Genomic DNA, 19,702 nt, shown 5'->3' with positions numbered 1-19,702 from the left:
GGGCGGGCATGAGACGGTTTTTCGCCCTGCTGCTCGGCCTGTGGGCGCTGGCGCTGGCCGGCCCGGCAGCGGCCGAGGTGCGCGTCAGCTTCCACAGCTTCAACGGCTCGGTGGTGGTCGGGCGTTACCCCCATGCCTTCGTCGTGTTCGAAGGGACGCTGGCCGATGGCACGCCGGTGAACGAGAATTACGGCTTCACCGCCAGGGTCGCCGGCCCGGCCGTGCTGCGCGGCCCGGTCGAGCACGAAATCATGGTCGAACAGCCGCGCTATATCCGCAGCACCAACCGCCATTTCACGCTGCCGGTAAGCGATGCGACCTATCGCCGGATGGTGGCCGAAATGGTCCGCTGGCGCGATGCACCGGGGCGCTATTACGATCTCGACACGCGCAACTGCATCCATTTCGTCGGGCGGATGGCCGAGCTGGCGGGGGTGCGGGTGGATTATCCGGCCAATCTGCTGCGCCGGCCCAAGGCGTGGCTCAACCACATTACCCGGCTGAACCCGCAACTGGGTGCCCGCGAAATCCGCTGACCGGGTGACAAAGGCGACAGGTGTCAACTTTGTGACCTTCCAGCAAACATTATATAAACCAACATGATGCGATGCTGCGCCGTGCGGGTGACGGGTGACAGATAGCGGGCGACAGGGGCACCCGCCTGGATTGCCGCGGAGCCTGGGGCGCCTAGCAATGACGAGGCTGGGGCCTGTCCGCATGTCGTCATTGCGACCCCGGCCCGGAGCCGGGAAGCAATCCAGCCGCCGCCGCGCGCCATACAATCGGCAAGGTCAAAGAGCGCCCGCACCCTACCACACCTCCGCCCCTGTAGGAAAACCGGCACCCACGCGCCGCGCCCCCTTGCCCGGCGCGGCGGGGCGGGCAATGCCGGCATCATGGCGATTCTTTCCGACCGGTGGATCCGCGAGGCGGCGACGACCCGCGGGATGATCGAACCCTTCGTCGAAGCGCAGCGGCGCGACGGCTGCATTTCCTACGGCCTGTCGTCCTATGGCTATGACGCGCGGGTGGCCGACGAGTTCAAGATCTTCACCAATATCGACAATGCCGTGGTCGATCCCAAGGATTTTGCCGCCACCAGCTTTGTCGACCGGCAGACCGATGTCTGCATCATCCCGCCCAACAGCTTCGCGCTCGCCCGCACGGTCGAATATTTCCGCGTGCCCGAGGATGTGCTGGTCATCTGCCTCGGCAAATCGACCTATGCGCGCTGCGGCATCATCGTCAACGTGACCCCGCTCGAACCGGGCTGGGAAGGGCACGTGACGCTGGAATTTTCCAACACCACCCCGCTTCCGGCGAAGATCTACGCCAATGAAGGCGCCTGCCAGTTCCTGTTCCTCCAGGGCAATGAACGCTGCGAGGTCAGCTATGCCGACCGGGCGGGCAAATATATGGGCCAGCGCGGGGTGACGCTGCCCCGGCTTTAGAATGCCCCGGCTGCAGCCCGCCCCCGGTTGTAGGCTGGCCCGGTGGCCCACTGGCCCTGCGCGGCGCGGCGTGATAATTGTGTGGCTTCAAGGGGAAGGAGCCACACGCCATGTCCACGCTTGCCGCCATTCTCGGCCGCATCCTGCTCGCCGCGATCTTCGTTATTTCGGGCATCAACAAGCTGCTCGATCCGGCCGCCACCGCGCAGATCCTCGAAAGCGTCAGCCTGCCGGCCAATTTCGCGCAAGGCGTGGGCATATTCGAGGTGGCGGCCGGGCTGCTGCTGGCGATCGGGCTGATGACGCGGCTGGTGTCAATCGTACTCGCGGGGTTTACCCTGCTGACGATCTTCTTCTTCCACAACCAGTGGGGCGACCCGGTACAGGTCAGCGCTGCGCTGAAGAACCTCGCGATTACCGGCGGGCTGCTGCTGATTTTTGCCTATGGTCAGATGCGCGGATCGTATGACCACATCCGCAGCGAGAAGCGGCTGCACGATGCCAATCTGCGTGCTGCCCATGCCGAGGGGGTCGCCGAAGGCGCCACGCAGGCCCCGCGCCCCGTGGTGGTGGAGCGGCACGAGCCGACCATCGTAGACCGCGGCCTCGATCATGACGGCGACGGGCGGATCGGCTGACCCGCCCACATATCTGCGGCCAGCCGTACGTCAGAAGCTGGCGCGCGCGCTGATCCTGAAATTGCGCCCGGCGAGCGGGGCGAAATCCTTGGTGAAGCTGGCGTGCCGGCGGGCATCGACGTCGAAGATGTTGTCGACCGCCGCCACCAGCGTCAGATTGTTCGATCCGGGCCACGGCTTGAACGACAGGGAGGCGTTGACCAGCGTGAACCCGTCGGTCGGCGTTTCGTATTCGGCCACGCGGTTCTGCGCGTCGAACCATTGCACTTCGACCCGTCCATCGACCACCTCGCTCTGCGCCTCGAGCGCGCCGAGCAGGCTCAGCGGCGGGATACGCGGCAAGGGCGAACCATCGGCGAGACTGGCGCGGACATAATCGCCGCGCAGATCGGCCAGCAGCGATATGGGGCCCATCTGGCCCAGCGGCAGGCTCACCTCGCCCTCGACGCCCAAATAGTCGGCATCGCCCTGGCGGTACTGGAACACCGGCAGCCCGTCTTCTTCCGCGCCGGTGGCGGCGAGGTAGATGTAATCGGCAAACCAGTTGCGGAACAATGCGAGGCTGACCGTCGCGGGCCCGGCCTTGCCGCGGACGAAGCCTTCGAGGCCGAGCGCGCGTTCGGTATCGAGACCGAGATCGCCGACCTCGAATGCCTGGGTGGCGATGTGCGGGCCGTTCGACAGCAGCTCCTCGGCGGCCGGCGCGCGTTCGGAGCGCGAGGCGCTGATCCCGACCCGCAAGCCCCCGGGCACCTGATAGGCAAGGCTGGCCGCGCCCGACACACTGTCGAAGGAACGATCGAAGCCTGTCGGCACCGAGCGGATGTCGGCCCGTTCCCAGCGCCCACCCAGTTCGAGCTGCCACGGGCCGAAGCCGACTTCCTGCAGCGTGAACAGTGAAAGCTGGCGCGTGTCGTTGGGGGCAATGAACGCCTCGGCTCCGGTGGCGGCAAAATCGCGGGTGTAATACTGGATGCCGCTCGCGCCGCGCCATGTGCCGCGGACATTCTGTTCAAGCTCGGCCCGCGCCTCGATCCCCTTGACGTCGAACACCGTGCCGATCTCGTCGCCTTCGAATTCGGTGTGCGTGTAATCGGAGAAGCCGACGCGCGTTTTCAGGCGGTGGAACAAGCCATCGCCCAGCGGCAGCACCCCGCGCAGATCGGCGCGATATTGCCGAAGGCCGATGGTGACATTTTCCTCGCCATGCTCTTCCTCGCCGCCGCCCTCGTGATGATGGCCGGCACCGGGGCGCAGCGGGATGCCATAGGCGGTGTCATAAACGCCGAAGGAGGCGCCCAGCGACCCGCCGCCGGCGAAGAAGGCGAAACCGGCATTGGCGCTCCAAGTCTCTGTCGCGCTGTTGGGCAGCGTACCGCGCGCATTGGCGAGTTCGGTCAGCTCGCCGGCTTCATCCGCATGGCCCTCGGCCAGTTCCTCGGCCGCGTTGGCCAGCACCTCGGCGCGCAAGGCTGGGGCCAGCAGCTTGCCGCCAATGGCGAGATCGTCGGTCTTGCGCCACGCGCCATCGAGATGGACGACGAACTGGCGGCCCAGCGGCAGATCGACCGAGGCGCCTGCCTGCCGCAGGTCAGCCGCGCTGTCGGCCCCGGCGATGAGGTCGAAATGAACCGGCTCGTTCAGCCGGCGCAGCGGGATACGCTTGTCGATCACATTGATCGCCCCGCCAATCGCCTGCCCGCCATAGAGCATCACTGCCGGGCCGCGCAGCACCTCGATCCGCTCGGCAGTCAGCGGGTCGATCGAGACGGCGTGGTCGGCCGAGGTGTTGGACGCATCGATCGCGCCGATCCCGTCGACCAGCACCTTGACCCGCTCGCCTGAAAAACCGCGCAGCACCGGGCGCGAGGCGCCCGGCGAAAAGCTGGTGGCGGACACACCCGGCTGCTTGGCCAGCACCTCGCCGATCTGGCCGTGCATCTCGCGCTGCAATTCGGCCGCTTCGACCACCGAGGTGCCGGCGATGATGTCGAGCTGCTCGAGCCCGGTGGCGGTAACGACGATCTCGCCTTCGGTATCGACGCGGCGGTCATGCAGATCGTCGGCCGGCGCGGCAGATTGCGCCAGCGCAGGCGACGCGGCGAACGCCAGCGCGGCAAGGCTGCCGCCAGCAAGCAGGCGGACAGGACGGGTGAAGCGCGTGCTATGATATGACATATCGTGCCGCTAGCCGAAGCTACAGCTGCTCGCAAGCGCTTATCGGCCAGGCTGACCCGCGCTGCGATATGTCGATGCTGAAAGAAAACTGGAGCGGGCGAAGGGATTCGAACCCTCGACCCCAACCTTGGCAAGGTTGTGCTCTACCCCTGAGCTACGCCCGCTCACGGCGTCACGGGGCGGCTGGCCCCGGTGGGAAGCGCGCGGTTAGCAGCGGTTCCCCACGGCGGCAAGGGGAAATTGCCCGCCGGCGCGGCCCCATGATTGCCCGGCGATTTAACGCTTCACTTTCGCGCCCGCCGCCCCACATTGGCGCCGACAGTTTGCCGCAGGAAGGATCAGCGCATGGCCAGTATGGGCCTCAATCTCGACGAGCAGAAGGCCGTGGACCGGTTCCGCACCGAGGTGGTCGAACCCTCGATGACCAAGCTCGTAATCCTCGATTTCTGGGCCGAATGGTGCGGCCCGTGCAAGGCGCTGACCCCGGTGCTGGAAAAGGTCGCCGCCGACTATGCCGATAAGGGCGTGGTGCTGGCCAAGATCAATGTCGACGAGGAACAGTTTATCGCCGCACAGTTCCAGGTCCGCTCGATCCCCACGGTCTATGCGATGTTCCAGGGCCAGCCGGTCGCCGACCTGACCAATGCGCGCAGCGAATCGCAGCTGAAGCAGACGCTCGACCAGTTGCTCGCCCAATTGCCGATCGATGGCGCGGCGGGCGATGCGGTCGCGCCCGATGTCGGCCAGTTCATCGCCATGGGCGAAGAGGTGCTGGCCGCGGGCGAGGCCGAGCGGGCCGCGGGCATTTTCCGCCAGGTGGTCGAGATGGCGCCGCACGATGCCGCCGCGCAGGGCGGGCTGATCCGCGCGCTGGTCGCTGGGGGCCAGGCGGACGAGGCGCGCGCTGTGGCGGGCGCGCTGCCGCCCGAGATTGCCGAGAGCGCGCCGGTGCGGCAGGCGCTCGCCGCGCTCGAGCTTGCCGCGGAACGCGTCGATGACAGCGAGTTGCAGGTGCTGCGAGCCGCCGCGGCCGAGGCGCCGGCCGATATGGACCGGCAGTTCGCCTTCGCGCAGGCCGCCTTTGCCGCCGGCGAGCGGGACGAGGCGGCCGAGGTGCTGCTGCGGATGATCGCCAGCGACCGCGAATGGAACGAGGGCGCCGCGCGCGCCCGGCTGCTGCAGATGTTCGAATCGGTCGGCCTTGAAGATCCATGGACGGTCGCCACCCGCCGCTGCCTGTCGCGCGTGCTGTTCGGCTGACGGGCTTCGCAATGGCGCGGCGCCTGTCGATCTTCCCGCTGTCGGGCGCGATCCTGTTTCCCGGGATGCAATTGCCGCTGCACATTTTCGAGCCGCGTTACCGCGCGCTGGTGTCCGATGCGCTGGCCCGCGATCGGCGCATCGCGATGATCCAGCCGCAGCGCGCGGCCGAGGGGGCGGAGCTGTTCACGATCGGTTGCATCGGGCGCATCGGCGAGGTCGAGGCGCTCGAGGATGGCGGCTTCAACCTCGTGCTCGAGGGCGAGGCGCGCTTCCGCCTGCTGCGCGAACTGGAGGTGGCGACCCCGTTCCGCCAGGTGGAAGGCGAGGTGCTCGACGAGCCGGCGGGCGAGGTGCTGAGCGCGGTCGAACGCGCCGGCTTCGAACAGGAAGCCCGCGCCTTCGCCGATGCCCAGGGCTACAGCGTCGATTGGGATTCGGTTGCCCGGCTGGACGATGAGACGCTGATCAACGGCGTCTCGCAAATTGCCCCGTTCGACCCGGCCTCGAAACAGGCGCTGCTCGAAGCGGGTACGCTGGGCGAACGCTGCGAATTGCTGATCCAGCTGATGCAATTCTACGGCCTGCGGAACAGCGACGAGGACCGGGTGACGCTGCAGTAGGGTGCGTCTGATTTCAGGCGCTGCGCGTCTGATTATGAATGACCGACGTGGGGTGGTTAACTGACTGTCGGCCCTCGGATGTAAATCGACGAGCCGGACCTTTCATCAACGTCGAAGGTTGAGCCAAATGCGACCTAACTGCTCTCAAGGGAATCGCAGAAGGCTCAGGACAATCGAACTGTTCTTGTTTGTCCAGCGGCTCCAATTGCCACACGCCGCCGACCGATTGGAAAGATTAGGCCCACTTAACGGTGAAAAGGCGGTAATGCTCAACGAGCGGGTGGTGCTTTATCCGGTCGAGGCCGTCTTTTGTCATCGGCATATCGAAGCATGTCAGCAAAAGGCAAAGCGCCTCAACGGCAAAGATTGAACGGGCGAAGGACTCGCTCTCAGCATCGTCTTTGGGCTCATAGTGGCCATGAGCGACCTTTCCTCGAAAGTCGCGAATAGCCGCGATGAGGTGGTCCGGCATATCTTTATGGACCACGCGTGGGCCAAACCTGTCTGCAACTCTTGCAATGAGCCGTTCAAAGCGTTCCCGATGTGATTCAAGCGTCAACCGTTCGAGGGCCTGCGGAATGCGAGCCTTCAACCGATCTTGGCCAAGTTCATCAGCTGCTTGTAACGCCGCATCCGCAATTGTTTTGATGATCCTGTCATCGGTCACGCGAACGGCTTTGGCTGTTGGAACTTCCTCAAGCCATTTGCAGGCGGCCAGCATCCGTTCTGCGCTGATCTCTCGTTGCAGACGAAGACATTCGATCATCAAAGCATTGGACCGCGCCCATTCCGGATCGCGTTCAATCCAGAGGCGAAGGCAGGCGCAGAACGCACGCATCTCTTCTTCATCGAAAAGGCCAGCGAAGGCGCGATAAGAGCACGCTTCCCCGTCGTCCTGGTGCGATTTTCTGAACCACATTTCTGTGACCGAATGGTCGCCAAGAAAGTCACCCGTCTCGACGCTTGAGCGCATCTCTTCATCGGAAACGCGCCGGATGCGTATGTCTTCGGGGTGCATTGTGATGCCAAGCGCCGACGAAACGAACCGTACAATGGTTTGAACGTCTTCGAGATAGGTCTTGATCGAACGCGGCTGAGCAAAATCGATGACAAACACGGGCGCTTCCACGCGCACCCGCTCGGAGGCCATGGAAACGGTGCTGCGATAGCCCAGCCGGACGGTCAGTCCGGGGAGCTCGACCGCGAAAGCGTAAGTGTCGATCTCGCTCCGAGGTGAATTGGACTCCAGCTCCTTGATCTTCGGGTCGTAGCGGAGAAACGCCTTCACGCGCGGCAACTCAAAGGTGACATGCCGGATGGGATCGTCGGGTTTCCATTCGTCCGGGCCGTGTATGAGAGTGCTCGTAGAGATGGTTTGGTTGTGGGTCGTCTCCGTTCTCGATGAGCAGCTTCCCGGCCCACCAAAAAAGGCATTGTGCATCGTCGTATAACTATTGTCTTCGAGCCGGAGCGGGAGATGCTCAGTGTCCCTGTCGATGAAGAAAAAGTCATCGAAGGAGACCAACCGCACTTCGATCCGATCGTCAGAGAGGCGAAGCTCGCCCTGGACGGCACGGCCTGTCACCTGCTCGCAGCAGACATAGTCCGTTTCCTTTCCAAGCCTATCGCGTGCCATGTCTGCTCTTAAGTCTAACTCGCAGTTTCGCTTCGTCAGCAATCGGGTCGCACGCCGACACCCCGCACGCCCCCTCAAACCCCGAAGCTGCCCCGCAACCCGTCGATCACATATTGTGCGGCGAGCGCGGCGAGCAGGACGCCGAGCAGGCGGGTGATGACCGCTTCGACGCGGTCGCCGAGGATGCGGATCAGGGGGCCGGCGGCGACCAGGGCGGCGGCGGTGATCAGCAGCACCGCGCCCAGCGCCGCCAGCACCACGCCGCGCATGTTCCAGTCGCCCGCTTCGTTCATCAGCAGCATGATTGCCGCGATCGCGCCCGGCCCGGCGAGCATCGGCATGGCCATCGGGAACACCGAGACATCCTCGATCTCGGGCGTGGCGGCGACTTTCTCGGCCCGTTCCTCGCGCCGCTGAGTGCGCTTTTCGAACACCATGTCGAACGCGATAAAGAACAGCATCAGTCCGCCGGCGATGCGAAAGGCGTCCAGTTCGATATGGAGCGCGGCGAGCAATTCCTGCCCGAACAAAGCGAAGATCAGCAGGATGATCGCGGCGATGAAGGTCGCCCGCAGCGCCATGGCGGTCGCCTGCGCGCGGCTGGCGCCCTTGGTCAGCCCGGCATAGATCGGCGCGCAGCCGGGCGGGTCGATCACCACGAACAGCGTGATGAACGCCGAGACAAAGATTTCGAACACCGCGCGCTGCCTCAGGCCGGCGTGCAGCTCGGCGCGGTGCCGCCGGCACGGGCGGGCGGGGCCGGTTCGCGGCGGGCGAGCACGGTTTCGCGGCCGCCTGCGCGGGCGATGGCGACCCGCACGGTGCGCGAACAGTCGGCGGCGATGCGGGTTTCCCAGGTCAGCGTGCCATCGTCGGATTCGCCGCTGCCCCAGGCCTCACCCCGGCGCACCTTCTGGCGGAACTGGCGCGCTGCCGGGCAGTCGGCGACGATGCCGCTGGCCATTTCGGGCCGCTGTGCGCCGGGCCGTTCGGACAGCGCCTGGTCGAGCACCCAGCGATAGGAGCCATCGCGCTGGCGCTGCCAGATGGTGAGGAATTCGCCCTTGCTGCCATCGGGATGGTCGGCCCAGCCGGTGCTGGCGGCGAACGATCCGTCACAGCTCGACCACACGCGGGTCGGGCTCCAGATGATCGGCTGCGCCGGATCGGCCCAGCCGGCGAGCGAGCGGTGGACGTTGACGAGGCCCGGATTGGGCCACAGCGCATCGGGCGTGGCGTATTCGCGGAACGCGGTCCAGGTGCCGCGTTCGCGCGCCGCGCGGGCAAAGGCGAGCTCGGCCGCGATCACCGCGCTGGGGTTGGCCGAGGGGCGCAAGGGGCCGTGATTGGGCAGCGGCCCCTCTACGCAGGCGGCGGTCGCGGCGATGAGCGCAGCGGTGGCGGCAAGTTTCGGCCAGATCCTCACAGCGCATCGCCCTCCATTTGCAGCCCTGCATGGCGATAGGCGGCGACCAGCGTGTTGCGCAAGAGCACCGCGATGGTCATAGGCCCGACCCCGCCGGGGACCGGGGTGATGGCCGCTGCCACCCCGGCTGCCTCGTCATAGGCGACATCGCCCACCAGCCGCCCCTTGGGCGCATCATCGGTGGGCGCCAGGCGGTTGATGCCGACATCGATCACCACCGCGCCCGGTTTCAGCCAGTCGCCGCGGATCATCTCCGGCCGGCCGACTGCGGCGACCACGATATCCGCGCGGCGCACCACCGCCGGCAGATCGGCCGTGCGGCTATGCGCGATGGTGACGGTAGCATTGGCGTTCAGCAGCAATTGCGCCATCGGCTTGCCGACAATGTTGGAGCGGCCGATCACCACCGCTTCCTTGCCCGAAAGATCGCCCAGAGCATCCTGCAGCAGCATCAGGCAGCCGAGCGGGGTGCAGGGGACAAACCCCTCCTGTCCCACGGCCAGCCGGCCGGCATTGTCGATATGGAACCCGTCCACGTCCTTGTCCGGCGCAATCGCGGCGATCACTGCCTGCTCGTCGATCCCGGCGGGCAAGGGGAGCTGGACGAGGATGCCGTCCACCGCCGGATCGGCGTTGAGCTGGGCAATCAGCGCCAGCAGCTCGGCTTCGCTGGTGGCGGCGGGCAGGCGATGTTCGAAACTGGCCATGCCGGCCTCAAGTGTCGCCTTGCCCTTGGCGCGGACATAGACCGCGCTTGCCGGGTCTTCGCCCACCAGCACCACGGCGAGCCCCGCCTTGCGCCCGGCCTGGGCGGCAAAGGCTGCGGCCGCCACGCCGACGCGCTGGCGCAGACCTGCAGCGAAGGCCTTGCCGTCGATGACCGCCGCGCTCATGCCAGCGAATAAGCGAGATTGCGCAGCACGATCATCACGATCTGCAAGCCGATGATCAGCACCAGCGGCGAGAAATCGAGCGCGCCGGTGCGCGGCATCAGCCGCCGGATCGGGGCCAGCACCGGATCGAGCAGCGAATTGATCGCGTTATAGAGGGTCATCATGAATTCATTGCGGCCGCTGATGGCGTTGAATGCCAGCAGCAGCCCGATCACCATCTGGACGATCAGCAGCATGACCAGCACATTGGTCAGCAAGTCGACGATCTGGATCAGCGTTTGCAGCAGCACGGGTCAGCCTGTCTTATGCCCCGCGCGGATGGTGGCGGGCCGGTCAAGGCGGCTCTACAAGATCGCGCGGCGGCTTAACAGCCCGCTTATTCGGCGGGATCGCTGGCGGTTTCGCCTTCGCCGGCAGGTTCTGCCGCGGACGGTTCGGGGGTTGGCACCAGATTGAGCGACGAACCGGTCAGATGCCAGCGCAGTTGCCATTCGCGCGCGCCGGGCACATCGTTGATCCGCCGCCAGGTGAGCGAGCCCGAGCGCGTTTCGCCATCACCGGCACGGTCGCTCACGGTAACCTCGACCGTGCAATAGACCGATCCGGCAGCGCCCTCTTCCTGCGCCGCGCCAATGCCGAGGCGCGGGCGCAGATAGGGGCGATAGGCGGCTGCCAGGCTGGTGGGCGTCATCTTGCTGCGCTGCGACCAGCTCGCGGCGGCGGCAGCGAAATCGCGCGCGGCGATCGCGGCGCCATAATCGGCGGTGGCCTCGCGGCAGGTGCGTGTCTCGGCGCTCGGTGCGTCCGCCGCCGGGGTTGGGGCATCCGCTGGATCGGGCGCCGGCGAAGGCGCGGGGCCGGCGGTCGGCGCGGTGACGGGTGTCGGCGTTGCGGCAGGTGCGGGCGCGGTGGGCGAGGGTGCGGTTTCGGCGGGCGCGGGCGCAACCGGCGTGGCCGCGCGGTCACACGCGGCCAAGGCTGCACAGCCGATCAGCAGGGCGATCGAACCGCGCATCATGCCGCCCGGATCAGCGTGCCCGCGCCGCGCGAGGTGAAGAATTCGAGCAGCATGGCGTGCGGCACCCGTCCGTCGAGCACGACCGCCGCATCGCAGCCCGCCTCAACCGCATGGATGCAGGTTTCGAGCTTTGGGATCATCCCGCCGCTGATCGTGCCATCCTCGCGCAAACCGGCAATGTCGGCAGGCGTCAGATCGGTCAGCAACCCGCCCTGCTGGTCGAGCACGCCCGGCACATCGGTCAGCAGGAACAGCCGCGCCGCGCCCAATGCGGCCGCAATCGCGCCAGCCATGGTGTCGGCGTTTATATTGTAAGTATGCCTGTCAGTCCCGGCGCCGATCGGGGCGATCACCGGGATCATCCCGGCGGCGCTGACCGTGTCGATCACCGTGGTATCGACCGCTGCCGGCTCGCCGACGAAACCCAGATCGACCGCCCGCTCGATCAGCGAATCAGGGTCGCGCGCGGTCCGCTGCACCGGGCTGGCAGTAACGAGCCCGCCATCCTTGCCGGAAATGCCGATCGCCCGCCCGCCGGCGGCCGCGATCCAGCCGACCAGTTCCTTGTTGATCGCACCCGACAGGACCATCTCGGCCACCTCTGCGGTGGCCTTGTCGGTCACCCTCAGGCCATCGACGAAGCGGCTTTCCACGCCCAGTCGGCTCAGCATGGCGCCGATCTGCGGGCCGCCGCCATGAACCACGACCGGATTGATCCCGACCGCCTTCAGCAGCACGATATCCTCGGCGAAATCGCGCGCCGCCTCGGGGTCGCCCATCGCATGGCCGCCATATTTCACCACGAAGGTGCGCCCGGCATAGCGCTGGAAATAGGGCAGCGCCTCGATCAGGGTTTCGGCCTTGGCCAGCATGGCGGGGTCGGTGGTGTGCATCACGCGAGCGATTAGCCCGCTCTGCGCCCCGACGTAAAGCGCCAGCTATCGCCGCGGGGCCCGCCCGGCTATGCGGCGGCGGATGAGAGGATGGCGCCGGGCGCCGCGCGGGGGCCGGCCGCTGCGGTTCGACGAAGGCTGGCAGCGCCGCCGCGCGCGCTGGCGCGCATGCGCGCATGGCGCTGGTGGCTGGTGCTGGCGGCCATCCTCGGCGGCATTGCGGCGCTGCGCTGGCTATGGCCCGCCGCGCCCCGAACGGGCGAGGAACTGGCCGGGCCGGTGGCGGTGTGCGGGGGAGGGCGCGCGGCGATCTGCGCGCCCGATGGCGATACGCTGATCATCGGCCAACGGCGCGTCCGGCTGACCGGCTACAACGCGCCCGAGATTGCCGGAGCCTGCGCGGCCGAACGCCAGCTCGCGCTGCGGGCGCGGGGCGATCTGGTGGCCTGGACCGCGCGCGGCCCGTTCCTGCTGGATGGCGGGGCCGACCCTCCGCGCGACATCTATGGCCGCGAATTGCGCGCCGCCTGGCGGATCGGCCCCGACGGGCGCGAAGATGATCTGGCCGAAGCGATGATCGCCGCCGGTTCGGCGCGGGCGGACGGGGATCGCGACTGGTGCAGCCGCTAGTTGCCGCGCGCCCGGCTTGCTGGCACATCGGGTCGATGCGAATGCCTCAGATCGCTCTCCCAGCCGTTCTCGGCGCGCTCGCGCTGGCGGGCTGCGCCACCCTGCCGGCCCCGCTGCCAGCGCCCCAGGAGGCGTTCTGGAGCGCCCTTAGCAGCCATTGCGGCAAGGCTTATGCCGGCCAGCTGGTCAGCACCGAAGCGGTCGATGCCGACATGGCGGGGCAGGCGATGATCATGCAGGTCAGCCAGTGCAGCGCCGAGCGGATCGCCATTCCGTTCCATGTCTTGCGCGCCGATGGCAGCTGGGATCGCTCGCGCACCTGGCTGATCACCCGCACGCCCACCGGCCTCAGGCTGAAGCACGATCACCGGCACGAGGACGGCAGTGCCGATGCGGTCACGCTCTACGGCGGCGACACCGCCAGCGCCGGCACCGCGCGCGCGCAGGATTTTCCGGTCGATGCGGAAAGCATCGCCGCGTTTCGCGCCAATGGGCTGGACCGCTCGGTCACCAATGTCTGGCGGGTGGATGTTGACCCGGCCGGCACGCGGGGCGCGACATTCGCCTATCAGCTGACCCGCGCGGCGCCCAATGACCGGCTGTTCCGCGTCGAATTCGCCGCCGACCGCCCGGTTGCCCCGCCGCCTGCCGCGTGGGGCTGGTGAGCGGCGCGGCGCTTTCCCCCGCGGCCGACGCGCCGGACGGGCGCGGCGGCTGGCTGGCGCTGGCCGGCGGCTTTGTCGCCGCCATGCTCGTGGTCGGCGCGCTCAATTATCCCTTCGGCCTGTTCGTCGAGCCGCTGAGCCGCGAATTCGGGCTGAACCGGGCGGAGGCCAATCGCGGGCTGGTGCTGATCCTGCTGGGGATGATGGTGTGGAGCCCGCTCGCCGGTCAGCTTCACCGCCTGTGGCCGGCGCGGGGATGGCGGCGAGCGCGCGCAGCCCGGCCATGCTCGGCGCGGCGCTGGCCGGTCCGCTGGCCGCGGGTGCGATTGCCGCTGGCGCGCTGACGGTCAACATGCTGGTGACGGGCTGGTTCGTCGCCCGCAGCGGGCGCGCGCTCGGCATCGCCCTGCGCCAGCAGCAGATCGACGTGCAGACAGCGGCGTGGCTGATGTCGGCAATGACCGCCTCGGCGATTGCCGGCAAATTGCTGGTCGGCTGGGCGGCCGACCGGATGCGGCTGCTGCCGCTGTTCGCGATCGTCATCGCCTGTCATCTGGTGCTGCTGGCCGTGCTGTCGCTGACCGCGGCGGTGCCGGTGCTGTTCATCACCGTGCTGACCGTGGGCCTTGCGCTGGGCGGGGTGTTCCCCTTGTGGAGCCTGCTTATCGCCAGCCGCTTTGAACCGCGCGAATTCCCGCTCGCTTACGGGACCAGCGCGGTGATCACCACGGCGGCGACGATGGCGATGGTCGAAGTCGCCGGCCGGCTGTTTGACGGGGCGGGCAGCTACCGCCCGGTCTGGCTGCTGCTGGCCGCGCTCGCCACCCTGTCGCTGACCATCGCCATCATCGTCCTGCGGCGCGATGCGGCGCCGCTGCGCGCGGTCACAACGTCCGGTTGAGCGCGATCGGCCCGGCGCCCTCGGCGGTGCTGAGCGTGCCGCTGGCGGCATAGACGATCCCGCCACGCCCCGATGCCCGGCGCGCTTCGCGGGTCAGCGCGGCGAGCAGGTCGCTCGACAGATCGAGCTGGCGCTGGAGCATCGCGGCATTGACCTCGGCCACTGCGATCAGCTCGCCAATGGTGGTGGCAAGATCGGCCTGCTCGTCGCCTGACAGGCGGTTGGGCCAGTCGGGCCCGAGCGCGTCAAGCTTGACGAATTCCGCCTCCAGCTGGCCGGCCAGCACCTGCTTGGCCTGACCCAGCGCGGCATGATCGCCCAGCCGGGCGGTCTGCGCCAGTTGCGCGGTTTCGTCGTCCATGATCTGCGCCAGCGAACGCGCAATATCGAGCAGCGCGGCGATCATTGCCCGCCTCCTTCGATCCGCTCGATCTGTGCGGCAACGGCAGCGGCGATGCCCAGGCCACCGCGCGCGGCGATCATCGTGCCCAGTTCCTCGGCCATCACGCCGCGAAACATCGCCTCGCCCTCACCGCCCGAAAATTGCGGATCGAGTTCGACCGATTCGAGCATCAGCTTAGTCACCTGCCCAAGAAACACCGCCTCGAAATCGCGCGCGGTGTCGAGCCGCTGGGCAGGCGTGGAGGGCAGGGCGGCGGAGAGGGGAGCGAGTGCGGTCATTGGACGATAATCTCCGCCTGAAGCGCGCCGGCGGTGGCCAGCGCCTGAACGATTGCGATCAGATCGCGCGGCGAAACGCCCAGCGCGTTCAGCCCGTCGACGAGCGATTGCAGCGATGCGCCGCCGCCGATCCGGGCCAGCGCCGCGCCGCTGCCATCATCGACCGCCAGCGCGGTATCGGGCGTCACCACCGTTTCTCCGCTTGATAGCGGCGCGGGCTGCGACACGAACGGGCGCTCGGCGACCGAGATCGTCAGCCCGCCCTGCGCGATGGCGACCGGGCTGATCCGCACATCGTCGGTCAGAACGACCGTGCCGGAGGCTTCGTTGATGACGATCCGCGCCGGCTGTTCGACCGCGATGGCAAGGTTCTCGATCCGGCCGATCAGGCGCATGATATCGGGCCCGGCGACGGCCAGTTCGACCGTGGCCGGGTCGCTCGCACGGGCGATGCCGGGGACCTCGCGGTTGATCGCCTCGGCAATGCGGTGGGCGGTGGTGACATCGGGGTGGCGCAGCGCAAGGCGCATGGCGCGCGCATCGTCGAGCGCAAACGGCACCTCGCGTTCGACGATCGCGCCGCTGGCGATGCGCGCGGTGGTCGGCACCCCGCGGCTGACGCTGGCGCCCGCGCCGCGCGCGGCAAAGCCGGCAATCGCCACCGGACCCTGCGCCATCGCGTAGATCTGCCCGTCCATCCCGCGTAGCGCGCTGGCCAGCAGGATGCCCCCCTGCAGGCTGCTGGCATCGCCCAGCGCCGAAACCTGCACGTCGATCCGCGAGCCACTGCGGGCAAAAGCGGGCATGGTCGCAGTCAGCGAGACGGCGGCGACATTCTTGGTGCGGAGCGGCGTATCGCGGGTGTTGATGCCCATCCGCTCGAGCATTGCCTGCATCGATTCCTCGGTGAACGGCACGTTGCGGACCTTGTCGCCGGTGCCGGGCAGGCCGACCACCAGGCCATAGCCGACCAGCTGATTCTCGCGGACATTGTCGAACTCGACGATATCCTTGATCCGCACCTGCGCTTGCGCCTGCGCGCTGGCCATCGCCGGCGCGGCCAGCGCCAGCAGTGCCAGCGCGGGGCCGAGGAGGCCGCCAATCCGTGGCATGGAGCGCATCTGCCGTCCCTCTTTCCTGCGGGGGCCGGTTTGGCCCGGTGCATCGCTTGCGCCTATTATAGGACAGGGTCGGCGCGAGAGGCGCGCTAGGCAGTAGCACGGGGGGCGGGACATGAGCGGAGCATTGCCGCCACTTGGGCCGCCGCTGGGCTCCGTTCTAAGCGCGCTTGGCGCCCCGCGCAGCGCTGCCACAACGCCCTCGGCCGTAGAGTTCCTGCCGCCCGCGCCGCCCGCTCCTGCCGCCGCCAATGCGCCGCTGGGGGTGCCGATGGCGGCCATGCCCGCTTTGCTGGCGATGGCCAGCGATCCGGCGCGCGAACTGCGCCGCCGCCTCGTGCGCCCGGCTGAGGAGGCGCTGGAGCGGCTCGACGCGCTCGATCACGCGGACGAAGCCATGCCGGTCGCGGCGCTGGCCGCCTTGCGCGGCTGGCTGGAGGAGCCGCGCGATCCGGCCGATGATGCGGCCTTGCGCGCGCTGATGGACGAGGTCGAATTGCGCGCGCGGGTGGAACTGGCGAAATACGACCGCCGCGTGTGATCTAACGCTGCGTGGCGGCCAGCCGCATGACGTAGGAGATGATCTCGGCCACCGCGGCATAATGTTCGACCGGGATCGGCTGCTCGATCTCGCTCTGGGCGAACAGGGCGCGGGCGAGCGGCGGGCTTTCGATCACGGGAACGCCCGCCTCGCGGCTGATCTCGCGGATCCGCAGCGCCACCGCATCGACCCCCTTGGCGACCACCACCGGCGCTGCCATCGCCGCGTGGTCATATTGCAGCGCGACCGCGTAATGGGTGGGGTTGGTAACGATGACGGTCGCCTTGGGCACCGCGGCCATCATCCGCTGGCGCGCGCGCTGGCGGGCGATCTGGCGCATCCGGCCCTTGATCTCGGGATTGCCTTCGGCCTCCTTCGCCTCCTGCTTGACCTCTTCGCGGGTCATCATCATCCGCTTGCGGAAGGCGCGGTGCTGCCACAGCCCGTCGCCCAGCGCGAGCGCGGCGGCCAGCACCGCCACTACCGCCAGCATCCGCCAGCTCAGCTCCGCCGCCAGCGCGCCGATTGCCGGCACCGGCGCGCCGACCATTCCGCCCAGCACCACCAGTTGCGGCCACACCGCCAGCAAAGCCGCCGCCAGCACCAGCGCCAGCTTGATCAGGACCTTGGCAAATTCGCCCAGCGCGCGCGGGCCGAACAGCCGCTTCAGCCCGGCGGCAGGCGAAAGCTTTTCCCATTTGAGCGCCAGGCGCGCGGTGGACCAGCTGGGCCGGCCCTGCGCCAACGCCCCGACTACAGCCGCGAGCATCAGCACAATAAGCAGCGGCAAAATCGCCCACAGGCTGCCGCCGAGCGCCTGGCCCGCCAGCAGGCGCCCGTCGCCCGCGCTGTGCAGCCGCATCTGGCCAGCGCCGCCCCACAGCCCGGCGGCCATTGCAGCAAGCGCCTGCGTGCACCACCCGGCCACCCCGACCGCCAGCGCCGCGCCCCCCAGCATCGCCGCGTGGCGCGCCTCGGCGGCGGTGGCGGTCTGGCCCTTCTTGCGCGCATCGGCGAGCTTCTTCTCGCTCGGGGCAAAGCTCTTCTCGCCGGCATCATCGGCCATGTCAGAGCGCCCAGCCGCCGCGCACGAACGCTTCCATCGCCTCGGCAAAGGCGAGGATCATCGCGCCCCTGATCACCCCCATCAGCGCGAGGCCGAACAGCAGGGTCAGCGGCTGCGCGATGAAGAAGATCTGGATCGTCGGTGCAAGCCGCCCGGCAAGACCGAGCGCGAGGTTGAATAGCAGCCCGAAGATCACCAGCGGCGCGGCGAGCGACAGACCGAGCGCCAGCGCGCGGCCCGTCACCGCCACCAACAGCTGCGCAAAATCACCCGCCGGCGGCAGCGTGCCGGGGGGAAACAGGCGGTAGGAATCGACCATTGCGGCGATCCACCAATGGTGGAGGCCGGCCGCGAGGCAGGCGGTGGTCGCCGCCAATGTCAGCAACCGCGCCAGGATCGGCACCTGTCCGCCCATGCTGGGATCGGGCGCCATCGCCGCAGTCAGCCCGGTCTGCAGGCTGGCAATCGATCCGGCCACCGTGATCGCGGTGAACAGGATGCGGATGATCATCCCGATAGCGAGGCCGATCAGCATTTCGCCCACCACCAGCAGCGCCAGCGCGATCTCTCCCATCGGGAGCGTGATATGCTTTTGGACCAGCCCGGCAATCGCCGCCGACAGGCCGAGCGTGATCATCAGCCGCACGCGCACCGGGACTGCGCTGTCGGCAAAACCGGGCAGCGCCATCACCAACGCACCGATCCGCGCGAACACGGCGGCAAGGAGGTAAAGCTGCGGCAGCATCGCGGCGGCGCTCACTGAGTTATCGCCCGCGCGTAATCAGCTGGCTGGTCTCGGCCATGAACCCGCCCATCGCGTGGCCGATCATCGGCAGGCTGAGCAGGAACACGCCGCCGATCACCAGCAGCTTGGGCACGAAGGTCAGGGTCATTTCCTGCACCTGCGTCAGCGCCTGCAACAGCCCGATGCCGACCCCGACGACCAGCGCCGCCAGCAGCATGGGGCCGGCAATCGCCAGCACCACCCAGAACGCCGACTGGGCCAGCGCCGCGACTTCGCTGCCGCTCATCAGATCTGCATCCGCATGATTTCGCCATAGGCGCCGACCACCCGGTCGCGCACGGCGACCACCGTGTCGAGCGCCTGTTCGGCGGCGTTGATCGCGGTCACCACGTCGATCAGATCGCCCTTGCCGGCGAGCTGGTTGATCCCCGCCGCCTCGGCCTGGCGCAACGCGCTGGTGGTACTGCCGACCAGTTCGCTGACCATCTGCCCGAAGCCCGGCGCCTCTGGGGCTGACGAGGGAGAGGTTGCGGGCAATCCCTCGCCCACTGGGTCAGGCCGCAAGCGGGCATAGGCGGTGGCTGCGTCCAGGGCGCCAATCGACATTGTCTGTTTCTCCTGATGGGGTGGATTTATTTGAGCAGATCGACTGTCCGCGCGAGCATTGCGCGGGCCGCCTGGATCGCGCCCAGATTGGCTTCGTACGATCGCTGCGCGGCCTTCATGTCGGCGCTTTCGATCAGCGAATTGACATTCGGTAGGCGGACATAGCCCGCCGCATCGGCCGCCGGGTGGCCGGGCTGATAGGACAGGCGAAAATCGCTCTGATCGCGAGCGATGCCGGTGACCTCGACCCCGGTTTCCGCCCCGTCCAGCGCCGCGCGGAAACTCGCCACGCGGCGGCGATAGGGATCGCCGCCGGGCGTATCCGCGACGGAATCGGCATTGGCGAGATTTTCCGCCACCACCCGCATCCGCACCGATTGCGCGCGCAGGCCGCTGGCAGAAATGGCGAGCGAGCGGTCGAGATCGGCAGGCATCGGTCAGTCTCCCCAGTGTTCCGGCTTTCGCCATCGTAGGAAAAATTTGCCGGGTGGCGGGGCGGGGGGCGGAAAAATCTTCCTAGGATGGGCCCGAGGGAGACATTGATCATGACGCTGCCGGCCGCCGATGTGCCGCTCTTTACCGAGCTTGAAGTGGACCTCGCGGTGGTGCTGGGCCAGGCCCGCGTGCCGCTGCGCGAAATGCTCAAGATGAGCCGCGGGGCGATCATTGCGCTCGATACCGCGTTGGACGATCCATGCGCGGTGATGGTTGGTCTGAGCCCGAAGTTTCTACC

Annotated in this window: 27 protein-coding genes and 1 tRNA gene; 11 read left to right on the top strand and 17 right to left on the bottom strand. The window is 67.8% G+C overall.

The genetic code is table 11. The annotated features are described in order from the left end of the window. Nucleotides 1-8: 8 nt before the first annotated feature. From ILT46_RS10585 to ILT46_RS10575, 3 genes are all read left to right on the top strand, one after another. On the top strand, nt 9-536 hold the full coding sequence (locus ILT46_RS10585; protein WP_199504617.1) for a hypothetical protein: 528 nt from the start codon (nt 9-11) through the stop codon (nt 534-536). 360 nt (nt 537-896) lie between these two features. Beyond that, entirely contained in the window at nt 897-1,451 is a 555-nt protein-coding gene (gene dcd, locus ILT46_RS10580; RefSeq protein ID WP_199504616.1) for a dCTP deaminase, read from the top strand. Between the two features lie 110 nt (nt 1,452-1,561). Next, nucleotides 1,562-2,089 carry a DoxX family protein gene (locus ILT46_RS10575; protein WP_199504615.1) on the top strand — a complete coding sequence of 176 codons (528 nt, stop codon included), beginning with the start codon at nt 1,562-1,564 and terminating at the stop codon, nt 2,087-2,089. A gap of 30 nt (nt 2,090-2,119) precedes the next feature. Here the strand turns inward: ILT46_RS10575 and ILT46_RS10570 are convergent, their stop codons facing one another. Together ILT46_RS10570 and ILT46_RS10565 are read right to left on the bottom strand one after the other, a co-directional pair. Further along, entirely contained in the window at nt 2,120-4,267 is a 2,148-nt protein-coding gene (locus ILT46_RS10570) for a TonB-dependent receptor (protein WP_199504614.1), read from the bottom strand. A gap of 89 nt (nt 4,268-4,356) precedes the next feature. Next, a tRNA-Gly gene (locus ILT46_RS10565) sits at nt 4,357-4,431 on the bottom strand. A gap of 190 nt (nt 4,432-4,621) precedes the next feature. Between ILT46_RS10565 and ILT46_RS10560 the strand changes: the two genes are divergently transcribed. Further along, on the top strand, nt 4,622-5,527 hold the full coding sequence (locus ILT46_RS10560; RefSeq protein ID WP_199504666.1) for a tetratricopeptide repeat protein: 906 nt from the start codon (nt 4,622-4,624) through the stop codon (nt 5,525-5,527). Between the two features lie 11 nt (nt 5,528-5,538). Next, nucleotides 5,539-6,150: an LON peptidase substrate-binding domain-containing protein gene (locus ILT46_RS10555; RefSeq protein WP_199504613.1), complete on the top strand. Its 612-nt coding sequence runs from the start codon at nt 5,539-5,541 to the stop codon at nt 6,148-6,150. Nucleotides 6,151-6,385: 235 nt separating this feature from the next. Here the strand turns inward: ILT46_RS10555 and ILT46_RS10550 are convergent, their stop codons facing one another. From ILT46_RS10550 to argB, 7 genes are all read right to left on the bottom strand, one after another. Beyond that, the gene (locus ILT46_RS10550) at nt 6,386-7,786 is read right to left on the bottom strand and encodes a hypothetical protein (RefSeq protein WP_199504612.1); all 1,401 of its coding nucleotides are present in this window, start codon (nt 7,784-7,786) and stop codon (nt 6,386-6,388) included. Between the two features lie 74 nt (nt 7,787-7,860). Then, nucleotides 7,861-8,484 carry a MarC family protein gene (locus tag ILT46_RS10545; RefSeq protein WP_199504611.1) on the bottom strand — a complete coding sequence of 208 codons (624 nt, stop codon included), beginning with the start codon at nt 8,482-8,484 and terminating at the stop codon, nt 7,861-7,863. Nucleotides 8,485-8,495: 11 nt separating this feature from the next. Then, on the bottom strand, nt 8,496-9,212 hold the full coding sequence (locus tag ILT46_RS10540; RefSeq protein ID WP_199504610.1) for a hypothetical protein: 717 nt from the start codon (nt 9,210-9,212) through the stop codon (nt 8,496-8,498). Beyond that, entirely contained in the window at nt 9,209-10,105 is an 897-nt protein-coding gene (folD, locus tag ILT46_RS10535; protein ID WP_199504609.1) for a bifunctional methylenetetrahydrofolate dehydrogenase/methenyltetrahydrofolate cyclohydrolase FolD, read from the bottom strand. The genes ILT46_RS10540 and folD overlap by 4 nt, the downstream gene beginning before the upstream one ends. Beyond that, nucleotides 10,102-10,395, bottom strand: a complete 294-nt coding sequence (locus ILT46_RS10530) for a YggT family protein (protein ID WP_199504608.1) — start codon at nt 10,393-10,395, stop codon at nt 10,102-10,104. Before ILT46_RS10530 ends, folD begins: the two co-directional genes overlap by 4 nt. Nucleotides 10,396-10,481: 86 nt before the next feature. Further along, nucleotides 10,482-11,120, bottom strand: a complete 639-nt coding sequence (locus ILT46_RS10525; RefSeq protein WP_199504607.1) for a hypothetical protein — start codon at nt 11,118-11,120, stop codon at nt 10,482-10,484. Then, nucleotides 11,120-12,016 carry an acetylglutamate kinase gene (gene argB / locus ILT46_RS10520; RefSeq protein ID WP_199504606.1) on the bottom strand — a complete coding sequence of 299 codons (897 nt, stop codon included), beginning with the start codon at nt 12,014-12,016 and terminating at the stop codon, nt 11,120-11,122. Before argB ends, ILT46_RS10525 begins: the two co-directional genes overlap by 1 nt. 168 nt (nt 12,017-12,184) lie before the next feature. Here argB and ILT46_RS10515 point away from each other — a divergent pair, with 168 nt between their 5' ends. The 4 genes from ILT46_RS10515 to ILT46_RS10500 are packed head-to-tail and all read left to right on the top strand — an operon-like array spanning nt 12,185 to nt 14,212. Next, nucleotides 12,185-12,646, top strand: a complete 462-nt coding sequence (locus ILT46_RS10515; protein ID WP_199504605.1) for a thermonuclease family protein — start codon at nt 12,185-12,187, stop codon at nt 12,644-12,646. A 41-nt stretch (nt 12,647-12,687) separates the two neighbouring features. Beyond that, a complete protein-coding gene (locus ILT46_RS10510) occupies nt 12,688-13,311 on the top strand; it encodes a hypothetical protein (RefSeq protein ID WP_199504604.1) in 624 nt (207 codons plus the stop codon). Continuing rightward, on the top strand, nt 13,308-13,655 hold the full coding sequence (locus ILT46_RS10505; RefSeq protein ID WP_199504603.1) for a hypothetical protein: 348 nt from the start codon (nt 13,308-13,310) through the stop codon (nt 13,653-13,655). Before ILT46_RS10510 ends, ILT46_RS10505 begins: the two co-directional genes overlap by 4 nt. Beyond that, entirely contained in the window at nt 13,595-14,212 is a 618-nt protein-coding gene (locus ILT46_RS10500; protein WP_199504602.1) for an MFS transporter, read from the top strand. The genes ILT46_RS10505 and ILT46_RS10500 overlap by 61 nt, the downstream gene beginning before the upstream one ends. Here ILT46_RS10500 and ILT46_RS10495 read toward each other — a convergent pair. From ILT46_RS10495 to ILT46_RS10485, 3 genes are read right to left on the bottom strand one after another with little or no spacing between them, the layout of a single operon-like run. Further along, complete coding sequence (locus tag ILT46_RS10495) at nt 14,196-14,618, bottom strand: hypothetical protein (RefSeq protein ID WP_199504601.1); 423 nt, start codon at nt 14,616-14,618, stop codon at nt 14,196-14,198. The two genes, ILT46_RS10500 and ILT46_RS10495, sit on opposite strands and share 17 nt — an antisense overlap. Then, nucleotides 14,615-14,893 (bottom strand): rod-binding protein, encoded by a 279-nt coding sequence (locus ILT46_RS10490; protein WP_199504600.1) that lies wholly within the window; start codon nt 14,891-14,893, stop codon nt 14,615-14,617. Before ILT46_RS10490 ends, ILT46_RS10495 begins: the two co-directional genes overlap by 4 nt. Beyond that, nucleotides 14,890-16,014 (bottom strand): flagellar basal body P-ring protein FlgI, encoded by a 1,125-nt coding sequence (locus ILT46_RS10485; protein ID WP_199504599.1) that lies wholly within the window; start codon nt 16,012-16,014, stop codon nt 14,890-14,892. The genes ILT46_RS10490 and ILT46_RS10485 overlap by 4 nt, the downstream gene beginning before the upstream one ends. 112 nt (nt 16,015-16,126) lie before the next feature. Between ILT46_RS10485 and ILT46_RS10480 the strand changes: the two genes are divergently transcribed. Further along, nucleotides 16,127-16,552, top strand: a complete 426-nt coding sequence (locus ILT46_RS10480; RefSeq protein WP_199504598.1) for a flagellar assembly protein FliX — start codon at nt 16,127-16,129, stop codon at nt 16,550-16,552. A 1-nt stretch (nt 16,553) separates the two neighbouring features. Here ILT46_RS10480 and ILT46_RS10475 read toward each other — a convergent pair whose 3' ends face one another. The 5 genes from ILT46_RS10475 to flgC are packed head-to-tail and all read right to left on the bottom strand — an operon-like array spanning nt 16,554 to nt 19,403. Then, nucleotides 16,554-17,618 carry an EscU/YscU/HrcU family type III secretion system export apparatus switch protein gene (locus ILT46_RS10475; RefSeq protein WP_199504597.1) on the bottom strand — a complete coding sequence of 355 codons (1,065 nt, stop codon included), beginning with the start codon at nt 17,616-17,618 and terminating at the stop codon, nt 16,554-16,556. 1 nt (nt 17,619) lies between these two features. Further along, on the bottom strand, nt 17,620-18,378 hold the full coding sequence (gene fliR, locus ILT46_RS10470) for a flagellar biosynthetic protein FliR (RefSeq protein WP_370592420.1): 759 nt from the start codon (nt 18,376-18,378) through the stop codon (nt 17,620-17,622). A 4-nt stretch (nt 18,379-18,382) separates the two neighbouring features. Next, a complete protein-coding gene (locus ILT46_RS10465) occupies nt 18,383-18,649 on the bottom strand; it encodes a flagellar biosynthetic protein FliQ (protein WP_199504596.1) in 267 nt (88 codons plus the stop codon). Further along, nucleotides 18,649-18,969: a flagellar hook-basal body complex protein FliE gene (locus tag ILT46_RS10460; RefSeq protein WP_199504595.1), complete on the bottom strand. Its 321-nt coding sequence runs from the start codon at nt 18,967-18,969 to the stop codon at nt 18,649-18,651. The genes ILT46_RS10465 and ILT46_RS10460 overlap by 1 nt, the downstream gene beginning before the upstream one ends. 26 nt (nt 18,970-18,995) lie before the next feature. Beyond that, nucleotides 18,996-19,403: a flagellar basal body rod protein FlgC gene (gene flgC, locus ILT46_RS10455; RefSeq protein ID WP_199504594.1), complete on the bottom strand. Its 408-nt coding sequence runs from the start codon at nt 19,401-19,403 to the stop codon at nt 18,996-18,998. A 111-nt stretch (nt 19,404-19,514) separates the two neighbouring features. On the opposite strand from flgC, the gene ILT46_RS10450 reads away from it, so the two are divergent. Continuing rightward, nucleotides 19,515-19,702, top strand: a 188-nt coding sequence (locus ILT46_RS10450) for a FliM/FliN family flagellar motor switch protein (RefSeq protein WP_199504593.1), incomplete at its 3' end; no start/stop codon positions are given.

This window comes from Qipengyuania sp. YIM B01966, from assembly GCF_016461955.1.
Classification (GTDB): domain Bacteria; phylum Pseudomonadota; class Alphaproteobacteria; order Sphingomonadales; family Sphingomonadaceae; genus QFOP01.
This window is presented reverse-complemented; position numbering and strand designations above follow the sequence as displayed.